Source organism: Streptomyces sp. NPDC007872, assembly GCF_042868165.1.
Classification (GTDB): Bacteria; Actinomycetota; Actinomycetes; order Streptomycetales; family Streptomycetaceae; genus Streptomyces.
Genome location: NZ_JBIAEA010000002.1, coordinates 438,669 through 454,930, shown reverse-complemented (window position 1 = coordinate 454,930; position 16,262 = coordinate 438,669). Strand labels below are relative to the sequence as shown.

The following is a 16,262-nucleotide window of genomic DNA, read 5'->3' as shown; positions in this document are numbered from 1 at the left end:
CCCGCCGCAGGCGCCCCGGCCCGCACCCGAACCGTCCCGCCCTCACCTACGCCCCGCCACCCCCGAACTCGTACGCCTCCACCTCCGCCAGGTACCGCTCCCGCCGCTCCTCCTCGTCCTCCAGGAACGACGCCCGGAAGGAGTTCCGCGCCAGCTCCCGGAGCTGGTCCTCCGTGAGGCCGAGCGCGTCGCGGACGCCGTCGTAGTTGTCGCCCGCGTAGCCGCCGAAGTAGGCGGGGTCGTCGGAGTTGACGGTGACGAGGAGACCGGCCGACATCATCGCGCGGAGCGGATGGTCGGCGAGGGCGTCGATGACGCGGAGGCGGACGTTCGACAGGGGGCAGAGGGTGAGCGGGACCCGCTCGCGGGCGAGCCGGGCGACGAGGTCGGGGTCGTCCATGCAGCGCAGGCCGTGGTCGATCCGCTCGACGCCGAGGACGTCGAGGGCCTCGCGGACGTACGCCGCGGGGCCCTCCTCGCCCGCGTGGGCGACGCGGCGCAGGCCGAGCCGGGCGGCCTCCTCGTACACCTCGCGGAACTTGGCCGGCGGATGGCCGACCTCGGCGGAGTCGAGGCCGACGCCGGTGATCCGGTCCAGGTACGGCTTCGCGGCCTCCAGGGTGGCGAGGGCCGACTCGGCGGACTCGTCGCGCAGGAAGCACATGATGAGCCGGGTGGAGATCCCGTACCGCTCCTCGGCGCGGTCGAGGGAGGCGGTCAGGCCCTCGACGACGGTGCCGATCGGGACGCCGCGGGCGGTGTGCGCCTGCGGGTCGAAGAAGATCTCGGCGTGCCGGACGCCCTGGGCCGCGGCCCGCTCCAGGTAGGCGTCGGCGAGTTCGGTGAAGTCCTCGGCGGTGCGCAGGACCGCCATCAGGCCGTAGTACAGGTCCAGGAAGGACTGGAGGTCGCTGAAGCGGTACGCCTCGCGCAGGGCGTCGGTGTCCGCGTACGGCAGGGTGACGCCGTTGCGCGCGGCGAGCGCGAAGGCCAGCTCGGGTTCGAGGGTGCCTTCGATGTGGAGGTGCAGTTCTGCCTTCGGTACGGGCATGTTCACGTTCGTTTCGGTACGGGGACCCTCATGAGGTCCTGGGCAATGCTCAGCTCGCCGTCGAACCCGGCGGCCCGTGCCTGCCGTTCGAACGCGGCGGGGTCGTGGTAGCGCTGCGAGAAGTGGGTGAGGACGAGGTGCCGCACGCCCGCGTCCCGGGCGACCTCGGCGGCCTGTCCGGCCGTCAGGTGGCCGTGGTCGGTGGCGAGGCGGACGTCCTCGTCGAGGAAGGTCGACTCGATGACGAGCATGTCGGCGCCCTCGGCGAGGGCGTGCACGCCGTCGCAGAGCCGGGTGTCCATGACGAAGGCGAAGCGCTGTCCGCGCCGGACCTCGCTGACCTCGTCGAGGGTGACGCCGTCCAGGACGCCGTCGCGCTGGATCCGGCCCACGTCGGGCCCCTGGATGCCGTGCGCGGCGAGCCTCTCGGGCAGGATGCGGCGCCCGTCGGGCTCGACGAGCCGGTAGCCGTACGACTCGACGGGGTGCGAGAGCCGGTGGGCTTCCAGGGTGTACGCGTCGGTGACGGCGAGCGGCCCGTCGGCGGCGACGGGCGCCTCGACCAGGTGCACGGTCTCGCGGTAGGCCGTGGCGTACCGCAGCCGCTCGAAGAAGCGCTGTCCGCTCGCCGGGTAGTGGGCGGTGACCGGGTGCGGGACCTGGTCGAGGTTGATCCGCTGGATCACCCCGGCCAGGCCGAGCGAGTGGTCGCCGTGGAAGTGCGTGACGCAGATCCGGTCGAGGTCGTGCGCGGCGACCCCGGCCCGAAGCATCTGGCGCTGGGTGCCCTCGCCGGGGTCGAACATGATCCCCTGTCCGTCCCAGCGCAGCAGGTAGCCGTTGTGGTTGCGGTGCCGGGTCGGGACCTGGCTCGCGGTCCCGAGGACGACCAGTTCGCGTACGGACACGGCTTATCCGGGGGGCCAGGTGAGGCCGCGGCCGCCCAGGACGTGCGCGTGGGTGTGGAAGACGGTCTGGCCCGCGCCCGCGCCGGTGTTGAGGACGATCCGGTAGCCGGTGCCGTCGGTCTTCTCCTGGGCGGCGACCTCGCCGGCCTCGCGCAGCAGGTCGGCGGCGACGTCCGGCGCTCCGGCCGCGAGGGAGGCGGCGTCCGGGTAGTGCACGCGCGGGATCACCAGGACGTGGGTGGGCGCCTGGGGGTTGATGTCGCGGAACGCGACGGTCGTCTCCGTCTCGCGCACGATCGTCGCGGGCACCTCCCCCGACACGATCTTGCAGAACAGGCAGTCGCTCTGCGGCTCTCCGGCCATGGTCCGGGCCTCCTCGCCTCCGTCGATCAGTACAGGCGCATGCTATCGGCCGCCGCCGACACGGTCGGATCCGTTTTCCACAGGGGCCCGGTCAGTCCTTGGGGGCGCGGCGGTTCAGGAACGAGCGGCTCACCCAGTACGTGATGACCACGCCCCAGAACAGCGGCGCCCCGAGCCCGCCGACCACGCCCGCGTCGAGCGACCAGAGGGCCGTCGTCGCCACCGAGTGGAGCCCGAGCAGCCCCACGGCCGTCGCCATGGCGATCACCGGCCGGCAGCCGCGCGCCACGAGCAGCAGCGGGCGGCGCAGCCGGGGCGGCAGCCGGCGGCCCATCCACAGCACCCAGCCGCCCCACGCGCCGACGAGGATCGCCGTGCCGATCAGGAACTGGACGACCGCGCCGGTCCCGGTGCCGCCGGTGCGGACGGCGGCGGTGGCGTACACGGAGGCGATGAAGCCGATGAGGGCGACCCAGCGGGCCCCGGCGACGGTGTTCCAGGCCATGGCCTCCAGGTTGTAGCGGGCCTTGCGGTCCTGGAGGTCGAGCGCGGCGGAGGCGACGAACCCCTCGGCGGCCTGCGTCCACGCCCCGCGCCGGAACCAGCGCCGCCGCAGTCGGAGCAGCGAGAGGTTGTTGTGGGCCTCGCTGCTCTGCGGGTTGAGGCGCAGCGTCGTCTCGTACGCCCGCTGCGCGGTGGCGTGGTCGCCCCGGCGCTGGGCGGTGAGGCCGACCAGGAAGTGGGCGGCGTCCTCCTCGGGCGCGAGGTTCACGGCGGTCCGGGCCGCCTCGTACGCCTCGGTGGTACGCGCGGGCGTGCGGGTGCGTTCGCCGTGCTCCGCGAGGGCGGTGCCGAGCGCGTAGTGGGTGCCCCAGTGGTGCGGGGCGAGCGCGACGGCGTGCCGGGCGGTGGACTCGGCCTCCGGGTAGCGCTTCTGGGAGAGGAGGATCTGGACGCGCATCAGCCAGGCGCCGAGCAGTTCGGGCTCGGCGCGCAGCGCCTGGTCCACGGCGGCCAGGGCGGCGGGGTGGGCGCCGCCCCGGTGGTGGCAGCGGGCGAGCAGGACGAGGGCCTCGGCGTCCTCGGGTTCGGTCGCCAGGTGCTGGGCGGCCAGCGCCCCGGCCTGCTCGTACCGCCCGGCCTCGTACAGCGCCTCGGCGCGCCGCAGCGCGGTGCCGTGGGCGCCCTGAGCCTCCGCCCCGCTCACAGCTTGCGCTTCCGCTTGAGGTGGGCGAGCAGGTCGTCGTAGAGGCCGCCCTCGTTGGCGAACATGGCGACGTTCCGGGCGGCGGCGAACCACGGCTCCGTGGACGGCTTGATCTGCTTGGCCGCGCCGAGCAGGTCCTTGGTGGTGATCAGGCGTACGGAGCCGCTGCGGGCGGAGTCGAGGAGGGCGGCCTCGGCGGCCGTCTCGCAGACGTGGGCGAGGTCGGCGCCGGAGAAGTCCTCGGTGGCCTTGACGAGCTTGCCGAGGTCGACGGCCTCGATGGGCCGGTCGCGCAGGTGGTAGCGGAGGATCGCCTCGCGCGCGGCGGCGTCCGGCGGCAGCACGAGCAGGGTGCGGTCGAGGCGGCCGGGGCGGCGCAGGGCGATGTCCACGTCCCAGGGGACGTTGGTGGCGGCGAGCACGAAGACGCCCTCGTTCCCGGCGCCGCTCGCGATGCCGTCGAGCTCGGTGAGGAGCTGGTTGACGACGTTGCGCAGGCCGCTGTGGTGCGTGCGGGAGCGCTTGACGCCGAGGGCGTCCAGCTCGTCGAGGAAGACGACGCAGGGGGCCTGGCAGCGGGCGGTCTCGAAGATGTCGTGGATGTTCTTCTCGGAGGCGCCGATCCACATGTCGAGGACGTCGGAGAGCGAGACGGTGAGGAAGCTCGCGCCGAGTTCGCCCGCGACGGCCCGGGCGATGAAGGTCTTGCCGCAGCCGGGCGGGCCGTAGAGGAGCAGGCCGCCGCGCAGCGACTTGCCGTACAGCCTGCGCAGTTCGGGGTTGCGCATGGGGGCGAGGAAGGCGGCCTCCAGGCGGTCCTTGACCTCCTCCATGCCGCCGACGTCGGCGAGGCGGACGGCGCCGGGGGCGTCGACGTCCCAGGCGGCCGCGTCCCCGGCGGTCCCGTCGCCGTCGGCGGCCTGCGGGTCCTCCAGGAAGCGGGGCCCGACGAGGTCCTGGACCTGCTGCTCGGCGGCGTCCCAGTCGAAGGAGGAGGAGGCCCTCGGCGCGGGCGCGGGCTCGTCCGGGGCGGATCCGTCCGGGGCGGGGGCGCTCGGCGCGGGGGCCGGGTCCTCTGCGGCGGGCAGCCCCATCGCGCGGACCATCAGGGCGCGGGCGGCCGCGTCCCCGGGCGCGTGCTGGAGGGCGACGGCCGCCTCGGTGACGGCCTCGTCGTTGCGTCCCTCCGCGAGGAGGAGTTCGGCGAAGTGGAGCCGCAGGGGCACGTCGCCGGGGGCGGCGGCCACGGCGGCGCGGAGACTGCGGATCAGGGGGGACTCGTCGGCCATGCGGCCACCCTAAGGAGCCCCCCGGGGACACCGTCCACCGGGTTCGCCCCGGGCCTTGCTCCAGAGACCGGTGGCCGACGTGCCCCCGTCCTCGGGGTCCTAGCTCCAGCGGCCCGTCCGGCCCAGGACCAGGGCCGTCGCCGCCGTGCCCGCCGTGGAGGTGCGCAGCACGCTGCGGCCCAGCCGGTACGGCTTCGCCCCGGCCGCCCCGAAGGCGGCCAGCTCCTCCGGGGAGACCCCGCCCTCGGGTCCGACGACCAGGACGACCGACCCCTTCGCGGGGAGGTCGGCGGTGGCGAGCGCGCCGCTGGGGTGGTCGCGGTCCTCGTGCAGGACGGCCGCGAAGTCGGCCTCCGCGAGGAGGGCGGCGACCTGCTTGGTCGTCATGAGGTCGGCGACCTCGGGGAAGCGGGTGCGGCGCGACTGCTTGCCGGCCTCGCGCGCGGTGGACCGCCACTTGGCGAGCGCCTTGAGGCCCCGGTCGCCCTTCCACTGCGTGATGCAGCGGGAGGCGGCCCACGGGACGATCGCGTCCACGCCGGTCTCCGTCATGGTCTCGACGGCCAGCTCGCCCCGGTCGCCCTTGGGGAGCGCCTGGACGACGGTGATCCGGGGCTCCTCCCCGGGGTCCTCGTGGACCTCGGCGACCCGTACGGTCAGGTGGTCCTTGCCCTCGGCGGCGAGCACCTCGCAGGCGGCCCAGCGGCCCCGGCCGTCGACGAGGACCAGCTCCTCGCCCTCCCGCAGCCGCTTCACCGAGACGGCGTGCCGCCCCTCGGGGCCGTCCAGGAGGAAGTTCCCGGCGCCGGGGACGGCGTCGACGACGAAGACGGGTGCGGTCACGAGGTGCTCCTGTGGGGCAGTTCCGAGAGGGCGGTGTCGAGTTCGGCGGCGAGGACCTCCACCAGCCGCCCGGCGGGGAGTTCGCGGGCGAGGCGGTGTCCCTGGCCGGCCCAGAGGGCCATGCCCTGGGCGTCGCCCGCGGTGGCGGCGGCCTTGCGCAGCGGGGCGGTGAGGTGGTGGACCTCGGGGTAGGCGGCGGGGGCGTACGGGCCGTGCTCGCGCGTGAAGCGGTTGACCAGGCCGCGCGCCGGGCGCCCGGAGAAGGCCCGGGTGAGGGCGGTGCGGGTGAACAGCGGGTCGGTCAGGGCCCGCTTGTGCAGCGGGTGGGCACCCGACTCGGGGCAGGCGAGGAAGGCGGTGCCGAGCTGGGCGGCGTCGGCCCCGGCGGCCAGGACGGCGGCGATCTGGGCGCCGCGCATGATCCCGCCGGTGGCGAGGAGCGGGAGGCGGACGCTCTCGCGGACCTGGGTGACGAGGGTGAGCAGGCCGGTGCCGGGCGTGCCGTCCTCGTCCGGGTCGTCGCGGTGGGTCCCCTGGTGCCCGCCGGCCTCGACGCCCTGGACGCAGACGGCGTCGGCCCCGGCGCGCTCGGCGGCGAGGGCCTCCTCGGCGGAGGTGACGGTGACGATCGTGTACGTGCCGGCGCGGGCGAAGGCGGCGAGCGCCTCGGGCGCGGGGCAGCCGAAGGTGAAGGAGACGACGGGGACCGGGTCCTCCAGGAGGATGGCCAGCTTGGCGTCGTAGGCGTCGTCGCGGGAGTCGTCGGTCTCGCCGAGCGGGGTCCGGTACCAGTCGGCCTCCCCGGCGAGCTGGTGGCGGTAGACCTCGACGGCGGCCGGGTCGGCGGGCCGGCCGGTCCGCGGCACGAAGAGGTTGACGCCGAAGGGGCGCGCGGTGAGCCCGCGTACCTGCTTGATCTCCTGGTACAGCCCTCCGGCCGTCTTGTAGCCGCCGGCCAGGAAGCCGAGCGCCCCGGCCTCGCAGACGGCTCCGGCGAGCTCGGGACAGGAGGCGCCACCCGCCATGGGGGCCTGCACGATCGGGATCCGGGAGAGATCGTTCAGTGCGGTGGTGGACATATGGGCATCGTGTCATGCCGCGGGGAGGGGTACGGAAAGGGGCGGTATCCATACATGGACACCGCCCCTCCCCGTACGCAAGGCCGTGCGTACGACGGGCCTACCGCCCGTTGAACGCGTCCTTCAGCCGCGAGAACAGCCCCTGCTGCCCCGGCTGGAACTGCCCCGTGGGCCGCTCCTCGCCGCGCAGCTTGGCCAGCTCGCGCAGGAGGCGCTCCTGCTCCGCGTCGAGCTTGCCCGGGGTCTGGACCTCGACGTGCACGATGAGGTCGCCGCGCCCGTTGCCGCGCAGGTGGGTGACGCCGCGCCCGTGGAGCGGGATCGACTGGCCGGACTGGGTGCCGGGCCGGATGTCGACCTCCTCGACGCCGTCGAGGGTCTGCAGCGGCACCTTGGTGCCGAGCGCGCCCGCCGTCATCGGGATCGTCACCGTGCAGTGCAGGTCGTCGCCGCGCCGCTGGAACGTGTCGTGCGGGGTCTCGTGGATCTCGACGTACAGGTCGCCGGCGGGGCCGCCGCCGGGGCCGACCTCGCCCTCGCCCGCGAGCTGGATGCGGGTGCCGTTGTCGACGCCGGCCGGGATCTTGACCGTGAGGGTGCGGCGGGAGCGGACCCGGCCGTCGCCCGCGCACTCGGGGCACGGGGTCGGGACGACGGTGCCGAAGCCCTGGCACTGCGGGCAGGGCCGGGAGGTCATGACCTGGCCCAGGAAGGACCGGGTGACCTGGGAGACCTCGCCGCGGCCGCGGCACATGTCGCAGGTCTGCGCGGAGGTGCCGGGAGCGGCGCCCTCGCCGGAGCAGGTCGTGCAGACGACCGCCGTGTCGACCTGGATGTCCTTGGTGGTGCCGAAGGCCGCCTCGTCGAGGCTGATCTCCAGGCGGATCATGGCGTCCTGGCCGCGGCGGGTGCGCGAGCGCGGGCCGCGCTGCGACGCCGTGCCGAAGAAGGCGTCCATGATGTCGGAGAAGTTGCCGAAGCCGCCCGCTCCGAAGCCGCCCGCGCCGCCTCCGCCGGAGGCCGAGAGCGGGTCGCCGCCGAGGTCGTAGACCTGCTTCTTCTGCGGGTCCGAGAGCACCTCGTAGGCGGCGTTGATCTCCTTGAAGCGTTCCTGCGTCTTCGGATCGGGATTGACGTCCGGGTGCAGCTCGCGCGCGAGCCTCCGGAAGGCCTTCTTGATCTCGTCCTGGGACGCGTCGCGGCGTACGCCGAGTACGGCGTAGTAGTCCGTGGCCACTTACGACTCCGCCAGGATCTGTCCGACGTAACGTGCCACTGCGCGTACCGCTCCCATCGTTCCGGGGTAGTCCATGCGGGTCGGTCCGACCACGCCGAGTTTGGCGACTGCCTCGCCGCCCGAACCGTAGCCGACCGAGACGACGGACGTGGAGCTCAGCCCCTCGTGGGCGTTCTCGTGCCCGATCCGTACGGTCATGCCCGATTCCTTGGCCTCGCCCAGCAGCTTGAGGAGGACGACCTGCTCCTCCAGAGCCTCCAGGACGGGCCTGATCATCAGGGGGAAGTCGTGTCCGAAGCGGGTGAGGTTGGCGGTGCCGCCGATCATCAGCCGCTCCTCGTGCTCCTCGACGAGGGTTTCGAGGAGGGTCGCGAGCACGGTCGAGACCGTGGCGCGGTCCTCGGGCTCCTCGAAGGATTCGGGGAGGTCCTGCACCAACTGCGGCACGTCGGCGAACCGGCGGCCGACGACCCGGCTGTTGAGCCGGGCCCGCAGGTCGGCGAGCGAGGTCTCGCCGAAGGGCGCGGGGCAGTCGACCACCCGCTGCTCGACCCGTCCGGTGTCCGTGATGAGGACGAGCATCAGGCGGGCCGGGGCCAGCGAGAGCAGTTCCACGTGCCGGACGGTCGAGCGGGTCAGCGAGGGGTACTGGACGACGGCGACCTGCCGGGTCAACTGCGCGAGCAGCCGGACCGTGCGGCCGACGACGTCGTCCAGGTCGACCGCGCCGTCGAGGAAGTTGTGGATGGCCCGCCGCTCGGGCGTCGACAGCGGCTTGACCCCCGCGAGCCGGTCGACGAACAGCCGGTAGCCCTTGTCCGTCGGGATGCGGCCCGCGCTGGTGTGGGGCTGCGCGATGTAGCCCTCCTCCTCGAGCACGGCCATGTCGTTGCGCACGGTGGCGGGCGACACGCCGAGCTTGTGGCGCTCCGTGAGCGCCTTGGAGCCGACGGGCTCCTCCGTCCCGACATAGTCCTGGACGATGGCGCGCAGCACTTCGAGTCTGCGTTCGCTGAGCATCGTGCGCACCTCCAGCAGTCGTCGGTCGATCCGGTTGCTCCGCTTTTGGCACTCGCCCTGTCCGAGTGCCAGCGATCCCGGGCCAGTGTACGGCGGCACACGTCGCTCCTGGCAAGGAGGCGGCGCCCCACCGGTTAGCGTCGCGGTATGGATGTCGACTGGGAAGCACAGGGGTGGGAGCGGCTCGCGGACGGGGTGGGCCGGCGCCGGCTGCCCGTCTGGGACGCCACGGCGGGGCTCGTCGTGGGCGAACGGGCGGTGCTGCTGTACGACACGGGGTCGTCCCTCGCGGAGGGCGCGGAGCTGCGGGCGGAGGTGGCGGAACTCACGGGCGGCCGGAGGGTGACGCACATCGCACTGGGCCACCCGCACTTCGACCACGTGTTCGGCACGGCGGCCTTCGCGGGCGCGGAGGTCTTCGGCGCGGTCGGCACGGAGGAGCTGCTCGCCCGGGAGCGGGACCGGGAGGCGCTGCGGGCGGACGCGGTGCGGCACGGCCTGGACCCGGTGGCGGCCGCGGAGGCGGCGGACGTGCTCGTGGCCCCGCGGCACGTGGTCTCCGGCGAGTGGACGCTCGACCTGGGCGGCCGGCAGGTGCTCCTGGCGAACGTCGGCCCCGGGCACACGGGCCACGACCTGGCGCTCCTGGTGCCCGGCCCGCCGGAGGTGGTCTTCTGCGGGGACCTGGTGGAGGAGTCGGGCGAGCCGCAGGCGGGCCCGGACGCGATCCCGTCCCGCTGGCCGGACGCCCTGGACCGCCTCCTGTCGCTCGGCGGCGGGGACGCGGTGTACGTGCCGGGGCACGGGGCGGTGGTGGACGCCGCGTTCGTACGGCGCCAGCGCGAGGAACTGGCGACGCGCTTCTCCGTCGCGTGACGTCGCCCGGACGCGCGGCCACGATCCGGACGTGACGCCCCCTCGGCCGCATCTCCCGGGGGACGATCCCCGGACCCCCGGCAGTGTCCCGACGCCACACCCTGGACAGGATTGAGCCCATGCGCAGCTACCACCCCGATCTGACACCCCCCTGGAAGCGCTCGGCGCCCGTCCCGGAGGTCCCGGCCGACCGCGATCTCGTCGTGGAGGAGGTGGCGACGGGCTTCTGCGGGGCGGTGATCCGCTGCGAGGCGGGCACGGTGACCCTGGAGGACCGCTTCGGCAAGCACCGGGTCTTCCCGCTGGAACCGCGCGGCTTCCTCCTGGAGGGGAGGGTCGTGACCCTGGTCCGCCCCTCGGCGGCCCCGGCCCGCCCGACCCGTACGGCCTCCGGCTCGGTCGCGGTGCCCGGCGCACGCGCGCGCGTGGCGCGGGCGGGCCGGATCTACGTCGAGGGCCGCCACGACGCGGAGCTGGTCGAGCGGGTCTGGGGCGACGACCTGCGGATCGAGGGCGTGGTCGTGGAGTACCTGGAGGGCGTCGACGACCTGCCGTCGATCGTCGCGGAGTTCGGCCCGGGGCCCGACGCGCGCCTCGGCGTCCTGGTGGACCACCTGGTCCCGGGCTCCAAGGAGTCCCGGATCGCGGCCCGGGTGACCTCCCCGGACGTCCTGGTCGTCGGCCACCCGTACATCGACGTCTGGGAGGCGGTGAAGCCGTCCTCGCTCGGCATCCCGGCCTGGCCGACGGTCCCGCGCGGCCAGGACTGGAAGACGGGCGTCTGCCGCGCCCTGGGCTGGCCGGAGAACACGGGCGCGGCCTGGCAGCACATCCTGTCGCGGGTGACGTCGTACAAGGACCTGGAGCCGGCGCTCCTGGGCCGGGTCGAGGAACTGATCGATTTCGTGACGGCGCCGTAGCCCGCCCCCGGAGCCCTAGTCCACCAGGTCCCGCACCACCGCGTCCGCGAGCAGCCGCCCCCGCAGGGTCAGGACGGCCCGGCCCGCCCCGTACGGGGCGGGATCCAGGAGGCCGTCCTCCAGGGCCTTGCGGGAGGCGGCGAGCCCCGCGGGCCTGAGCAGGTCCAGCGGGCAGCCGTCCCGGAGGCGCAGCTCCAGCAGGATCCGCTCCACCCGCCGGTCCTCCCCGGAGAGGAGCTCGCGGCCGGCGCCCGGCGACCTCCCCGCCGCGAGGGCCGCCGCGTACGTGCCCGGGTGCTTCACGTTCCACCAGCGGACCCCGCCCACGTGGCTGTGCGCGCCGGGTCCCGCGCCCCACCAGTCGGCGCCGCGCCAGTACAGCTCGTTGTGGAGGCAGCGCCCGGCCTCCGAGGTGGCCCAGTTGGACACCTCGTACCACTCGAAACCGGCCCCGGACAGCACCTCCTCGGTGATCAGGTACCGGTCGGCGTGCACGTCGTCGTCGGTCATCGGCACCTCGCCGCGCCGGATGCGGCGGGCGAGCTGGGTGCCCTCCTCGACGATCAGCGCGTAGGCGCTGACGTGGTCGGGCCCGGCGCCGATCGCCGCGTCGAGCGAGGCCCGCCAGTCGTCGTCGGACTCGCCGGGCGTGCCGTAGATCAGGTCGAGGTTGACGTGGTCGAACCCGGCGGCCCGCGCCTCGGCGACGCACGCCTCGGGGCGCCCGGGCGTGTGGGTGCGGTCGAGGACCTTCAGGACGTGCTGCCGGGCGCTCTGCATGCCGAAGGAGATCCGGTTGAAGCCGCCCGCGCGCAGCTCCGCCAGGTAGGCCGGGTCCACCGACTCCGGGTTCGCCTCGGTCGTGACTTCGGCGTCGTCCGCGAGCCCGAACTCGTCGCGGATCGCCCCCAGCATCCGTACGAGGTCCCCGGCGGCGAGCAGCGTGGGCGTGCCGCCGCCGACGAAGACGGTCCGGACCGGCCGGGGGTCGTCCCCGAGGACCTTCCGGGCGAGCCGGACCTCCTCGACGACCTGCCCGGCGTAGTTGTCCCGGGAGGCGAGCACGCCCCCCGTGCCGCGCAGCTCGCTCGCCGTATAGGTGTTGAAGTCGCAGTATCCGCAGCGCGTCGCGCAGTACGGCACGTGCAGGTAGAACCCGAGCGGGCGCTCCCCGGCCCCTTCCAGGGCGTGCGGGGGCAGCGCCCCGTCCTCGGGAACGGTCTCACCATCGGGCAGTACGGAAGGCATGAGCCCATTGTCCCGTACTGCCCGGGGTGGGCCGGCTGCCTGTGGACAACCGGCTCCCGTGCTGGTCGGCCCCGGCGCGGGGAGGGGCGGTCAGACCTCGCGCGAGCCTTCGTACATCTCCTCGATGAGGTGCTTGTACTCGCGCTCCACGACCGGGCGCTTGAGCTTCAGGGACGGGGTCAGCTCGCCGTGCTCGATGTCGAGGTCGCGCGGCAGCAGGCGGAACTTCTTGATCGTCTGCCAGCGCTGGAGGCCCTCGTTGAGGCGGTCCACGTACCCCTGGATCAGCTTCTCGGTCTGCGGGGCGGCGACGACCTCGGCGTACGGCTTCCCGGCGAGGTCGTGCTCGGCGGCCCAGCCGAGGAGGGAGGGCTCGTCGAGGGCGATCAGGGCGGTGCAGAAGTTCCGGTCGGCGCCGTGGACCAGGATGTTCGAGACGAACGGGCAGACGGCCTTGAACTGGCCCTCGACCTCGGCCGGCGCGATGTACTTGCCGCCGGACGTCTTGATCAGGTCCTTCTTGCGGTCGGTGATCCGCAGGTAGCCGTCGGCGGACAGCTCGCCGATGTCGCCGGTGTGGAACCAGCCGTCGGACTCCAGGACCTCGGCCGTCTTCTCCGGCAGGCCGTGGTAGCCCTCCATGATGCCGGGGCCGCGCAGCAGGATCTCGCCGTCGTCGGCGATGCGGACCTCGGTGCCGGGGAGCGGCTTGCCGACGGTGCCGGTGCGGTAGGCCTCGCCCGGATTGACGAAGGAGGCGGCGGAGGACTCGGTGAGGCCGTAGCCCTCCAGGACGTGGATGCCCGCGCCGGCGAAGAAGTAGCCGATCTCGGGGGCGAGGGCGGCGGAGCCGGAGATGCACGCGCGCAGGTTGCCGCCGAAGGCCTCGCGGATCTTGCCGTAGACGAGGGCGTCGGCGACCTTGTGCTTGGCGCCCAGGCCGAAGGGCGCGGAGGCGGTGCCGGTGCGGCGGAAGTTGTCCTGGGTGGTCTTCGCGTAGTCGCGGGCGACCTCGGCCGCCCACTGGAAGATCTTGTACTTGGCGCCGCCGGCGGCGCGGGCCTTGGCGGCGACCCCGTTGTAGACCTTCTCGAAGATGCGGGGCACGGCGGCCATGTAGGTCGGCTGGACCACCGGCAGGTTCTCGATGATCTTGTCGACGCGGCCGTCGACGGCGGTGACGTGGCCGACCTCGATCTGGCCCGAGGTGAGGACCTTGCCGAAGACGTGGGCGAGCGGCAGCCACAGGTACTGCACGTCCTCCTGGGTGACCAGGCCGGTGGCGGCGATGGCCTTGGCCATGTACGACCAGTTGTCGTGCGGGAGGCGGACGCCCTTGGGGCGGCCGGTGGTGCCCGAGGTGTAGATGAGGGTGGCGAGCTGCGTGGAGGTGATCGCGGAGACCCGCTCCTTGACCGCCTCGGGGTGCGTCTCCAGGTGTGCCCGGCCGCGCTCCTCCAGCTCGGCGAGGGAGAGGATCCAGTCGCCGTCGCTCTCGACGCCGGCGGCGTCGACGACGACCACGTGGCGGAGGTTCGGCAGGTCGGCGCGGCGCTCGACGGCCTTGGCGAGCTGGGCCGCGTCCTCCGCGATGAGGACCTTCGACTCGGAGTCCGAGAGGATGAACGCCGACTCCTCGGCGTTGGTCTGCGGGTAGACCGTGGTGGTCGCGGCGCCCGCGCACATCACGCCGAGGTCCGCGAGGATCCACTCGACCCGGGTGGAGGAGGCGAGGGCGACCCGCTCCTCGGCCCGGACGCCGAGGTCGACGAGGCCGGCGGCGATCGCGTAGACCCGTTCGGCGGCCTGACCCCAACTGAGCGACTTCCAGTCGTCCGGGCCGGTGCCGGACGCGGCGGGGACCGGGTAGCGGTAGGCCTCCGCGTCGGGAGTCCGCTCGACTCGCTCAAGGAAGAGGGTCGCCACGGAGGGCGGCCGGTTCTCGATCTGGGTCTGTGTGTCGCTCACGACGTCCTCCGGGCGGCGGCGGTGCCTTCTGGTGGTTCGTAACTAACTGGCGAGTAACCTTCGAGCCGGGATCAGACTAAAGGCCCGAGGTCCGGCGCGTAAGGCCTTACAGTGCGCCGCTTCATAACGAACGGGTCCACGCGCACCCCGCGCGTGGACCCGTTCGATGTAGGGAGCAGCTACTTCCTCCGGGCCACCGGCCCGGCTCCCGCCCGCTCCCCGGCGGCTACTTCTTGCCCTTGCCCGAGGACTCGTCGCTCGACAGGACGGCGATGAAGGCCTCCTGCGGCACCTCCACCGAACCGACCATCTTCATGCGCTTCTTGCCCTCCTTCTGCTTCTCCAGCAGCTTCCGCTTCCGGGAGATGTCACCGCCGTAGCACTTGGCGAGGACGTCCTTGCGGATGGCGCGGATGGTCTCGCGGGCGATCACCCGGGAGCCGATCGCGGCCTGGATCGGCACCTCGAAGGCCTGCCGGGGGATGAGCTCGCGCAGCTTGGCGACGAGCCGCACGCCGTAGGCGTACGCCGCGTCCTTGTGGGTGACGGCGGAGAAGGCGTCCACCTTGTCGCCGTGCAGCAGGATGTCGACCTTGACCAGGCTGGAGGCCTGCTCGCCCGTGGGCTCGTAGTCGAGGGAGGCGTACCCGCGCGTCTTGGACTTGAGCTGGTCGAAGAAGTCGAAGACGATCTCCGCGAGGGGCAGGGTGTACCGGATCTCGACCCGGTCCTCGGAGAGGTAGTCCATGCCGATCAGGGTGCCGCGCCGGTTCTGGCAGAGCTCCATGATCGCGCCGATGAACTCGCTGGGCGCGAGGATCGTGGCCCGCACGACGGGCTCGTACACCTCGTCGATCTTGCCCTCGGGGAACTCGCTCGGGTTCGTGACCGTGTGCTCGGCGCCGTCCTCCATGACCACGCGGTAGACCACGTTGGGGGCGGTGGCGATCAGGTCGAGGCCGAACTCGCGCTCCAGGCGCTCGCGGATCACGTCCAGGTGGAGCAGGCCGAGGAAGCCGACGCGGAAGCCGAAGCCGAGCGCGGCGGAGGTCTCCGGCTCGTAGACGAGCGCGGCGTCGTTGAGCTGGAGCTTGTCCAGGGCCTCGCGCAGGTCGGGGTACTCCGAGCCGTCCAGCGGATACAGGCCCGAGAAGACCATCGGCTTCGGGTCCTTGTAGCCGCCGAGCGCCTCGGTGGCGCCCTTGGACTGCGAGGTGATCGTGTCACCGACCTTGGACTGGCGGACGTCCTTCACACCGGTGATGAGGTAGCCCACCTCGCCGACGCCCAGGCCGTCGGACGGCGTCATCTCCGGGGAGGAGACGCCGATCTCCAGGAGCTCGTGCGTGGCGCCGGTCGACATCATCTTGATGCGCTCGCGCTTGTTGAGCTGCCCGTCGACGACACGCACGTACGTCACGACGCCCCGGTACGAGTCGTACACCGAGTCGAAGATCATCGCGCGCGCGGGGGCGTCGGCGACGCCGACCGGCCCCGGGACGTCCCGGACGACGCGGTCGAGCAGCGCCTCGACGCCCAGACCGGTCTTCGCGGAGACCTTGAGCACGTCCTCCGGCTGGCAGCCGATGAGGTTCGCCAGCTCCTCGGCGAACTTCTCCGGCTGCGCGGCCGGCAGGTCGATCTTGTTGAGGACCGGGACGATGGTGAGGTCGTTCTCCATCGCCAGGTAGAGGTTGGCGAGGGTCTGCGCCTCGATGCCCTGCGCCGCGTCCACCAGCAGGATCGTGCCCTCGCACGCCGCGAGGGACCGCGAAACCTCGTAGGTGAAGTCGACGTGCCCGGGGGTGTCGATCATGTTCAGGATGTGCGTGCGCCCCTGCTCCGGCCCCTCGGTGGGAGCCCACGGCAGACGGACCGCCTGGGACTTGATCGTGATGCCGCGCTCACGCTCGATGTCCATCCGGTCGAGGTACTGGGCGCGCATCTGCCGCTGGTCGACCACACCGGTGAGCTGGAGCATCCGGTCGGCGAGCGTGGACTTGCCGTGGTCGATGTGCGCGATGATGCAGAAGTTGCGGATCAGAGCCGGGTCGGTACGGCTCGGCTCGGGCACGTTGGTAGGAGTCGCGGGCACGCAGGCTTCTCGTCTCGGGCGATGTTCTGAACGGATACGTAGGCTCCATGGTCCCATGCCCGGCGGCCGACGCCCGGTTTGGGCGGGCACGAGGGCGGCTGATACCGTGGATGGCTGTGCCTCGTCTGCCCTCTCAGCTCACGAGGCGCTTCCAGAAG

The 16,262-nt window shown here is 73.0% G+C and carries 14 protein-coding genes; 2 read left to right on the top strand and 12 right to left on the bottom strand.

The genetic code is table 11. The annotated features are described in order from the left end of the window. Positions 1–46 precede the first annotated feature (46 nt). From ACFYNX_RS07175 to hrcA, 9 genes are all read right to left on the bottom strand, one after another. On the bottom strand, positions 47–1,051 hold the full coding sequence (locus tag ACFYNX_RS07175; protein WP_365538151.1) for an adenosine deaminase: 1,005 nt from the start codon (positions 1,049–1,051) through the stop codon (positions 47–49). 2 nt (positions 1,052–1,053) lie between these two features. Continuing rightward, positions 1,054–1,959 (bottom strand): ribonuclease Z, encoded by a 906-nt coding sequence (locus tag ACFYNX_RS07170; RefSeq protein WP_388658567.1) that lies wholly within the window; start codon positions 1,957–1,959, stop codon positions 1,054–1,056. Positions 1,960–1,962: 3 nt separating this feature from the next. Continuing rightward, positions 1,963–2,322 carry a histidine triad nucleotide-binding protein gene (locus ACFYNX_RS07165; RefSeq protein WP_388658565.1) on the bottom strand — a complete coding sequence of 120 codons (360 nt, stop codon included), beginning with the start codon at positions 2,320–2,322 and terminating at the stop codon, positions 1,963–1,965. Positions 2,323–2,413: 91 nt separating this feature from the next. Beyond that, positions 2,414–3,529, bottom strand: a complete 1,116-nt coding sequence (locus ACFYNX_RS07160; protein ID WP_388658562.1) for a tetratricopeptide repeat protein — start codon at positions 3,527–3,529, stop codon at positions 2,414–2,416. Next, the gene (locus ACFYNX_RS07155; protein ID WP_388658560.1) at positions 3,526–4,818 is read right to left on the bottom strand and encodes a tetratricopeptide repeat protein; all 1,293 of its coding nucleotides are present in this window, start codon (positions 4,816–4,818) and stop codon (positions 3,526–3,528) included. Before ACFYNX_RS07155 ends, ACFYNX_RS07160 begins: the two co-directional genes overlap by 4 nt. Before the next feature lie 99 nt (positions 4,819–4,917). After that, the gene (locus ACFYNX_RS07150) at positions 4,918–5,661 is read right to left on the bottom strand and encodes a 16S rRNA (uracil(1498)-N(3))-methyltransferase (RefSeq protein WP_388658557.1); all 744 of its coding nucleotides are present in this window, start codon (positions 5,659–5,661) and stop codon (positions 4,918–4,920) included. Then, entirely contained in the window at positions 5,658–6,740 is a 1,083-nt protein-coding gene (locus ACFYNX_RS07145) for a nitronate monooxygenase (RefSeq protein WP_365538168.1), read from the bottom strand. The genes ACFYNX_RS07150 and ACFYNX_RS07145 overlap by 4 nt, the downstream gene beginning before the upstream one ends. 100 nt (positions 6,741–6,840) lie before the next feature. Then, positions 6,841–7,977, bottom strand: coding sequence for a molecular chaperone DnaJ (dnaJ, locus tag ACFYNX_RS07140; protein ID WP_365538171.1), 1,137 nt, complete (start codon positions 7,975–7,977; stop codon positions 6,841–6,843). Beyond that, a complete protein-coding gene (gene hrcA, locus ACFYNX_RS07135; protein WP_125664383.1) occupies positions 7,978–8,997 on the bottom strand; it encodes a heat-inducible transcriptional repressor HrcA in 1,020 nt (339 codons plus the stop codon). A gap of 147 nt (positions 8,998–9,144) precedes the next feature. Between hrcA and ACFYNX_RS07130 the strand changes: the two genes are divergently transcribed. Beyond that, on the top strand, positions 9,145–9,873 hold the full coding sequence (locus ACFYNX_RS07130) for an MBL fold metallo-hydrolase (protein ID WP_365538174.1): 729 nt from the start codon (positions 9,145–9,147) through the stop codon (positions 9,871–9,873). 119 nt (positions 9,874–9,992) lie between these two features. Continuing rightward, on the top strand, positions 9,993–10,793 hold the full coding sequence (locus tag ACFYNX_RS07125) for a DUF3097 domain-containing protein (protein WP_388658553.1): 801 nt from the start codon (positions 9,993–9,995) through the stop codon (positions 10,791–10,793). A 15-nt stretch (positions 10,794–10,808) separates the two neighbouring features. Here the strand turns inward: ACFYNX_RS07125 and hemW are convergent, their stop codons facing one another. From hemW to lepA, 3 genes are all read right to left on the bottom strand, one after another. Continuing rightward, positions 10,809–12,041, bottom strand: a complete 1,233-nt coding sequence (gene hemW, locus ACFYNX_RS07120) for a radical SAM family heme chaperone HemW (protein WP_365538179.1) — start codon at positions 12,039–12,041, stop codon at positions 10,809–10,811. 90 nt (positions 12,042–12,131) lie between these two features. Continuing rightward, positions 12,132–14,009 (bottom strand): AMP-dependent synthetase/ligase, encoded by a 1,878-nt coding sequence (locus tag ACFYNX_RS07115; protein WP_388658550.1) that lies wholly within the window; start codon positions 14,007–14,009, stop codon positions 12,132–12,134. Positions 14,010–14,235: 226 nt separating this feature from the next. Further along, the gene (lepA, locus tag ACFYNX_RS07110) at positions 14,236–16,104 is read right to left on the bottom strand and encodes a translation elongation factor 4 (RefSeq protein ID WP_388658547.1); all 1,869 of its coding nucleotides are present in this window, start codon (positions 16,102–16,104) and stop codon (positions 14,236–14,238) included. Positions 16,105–16,262: the final 158 nt, after the last annotated feature.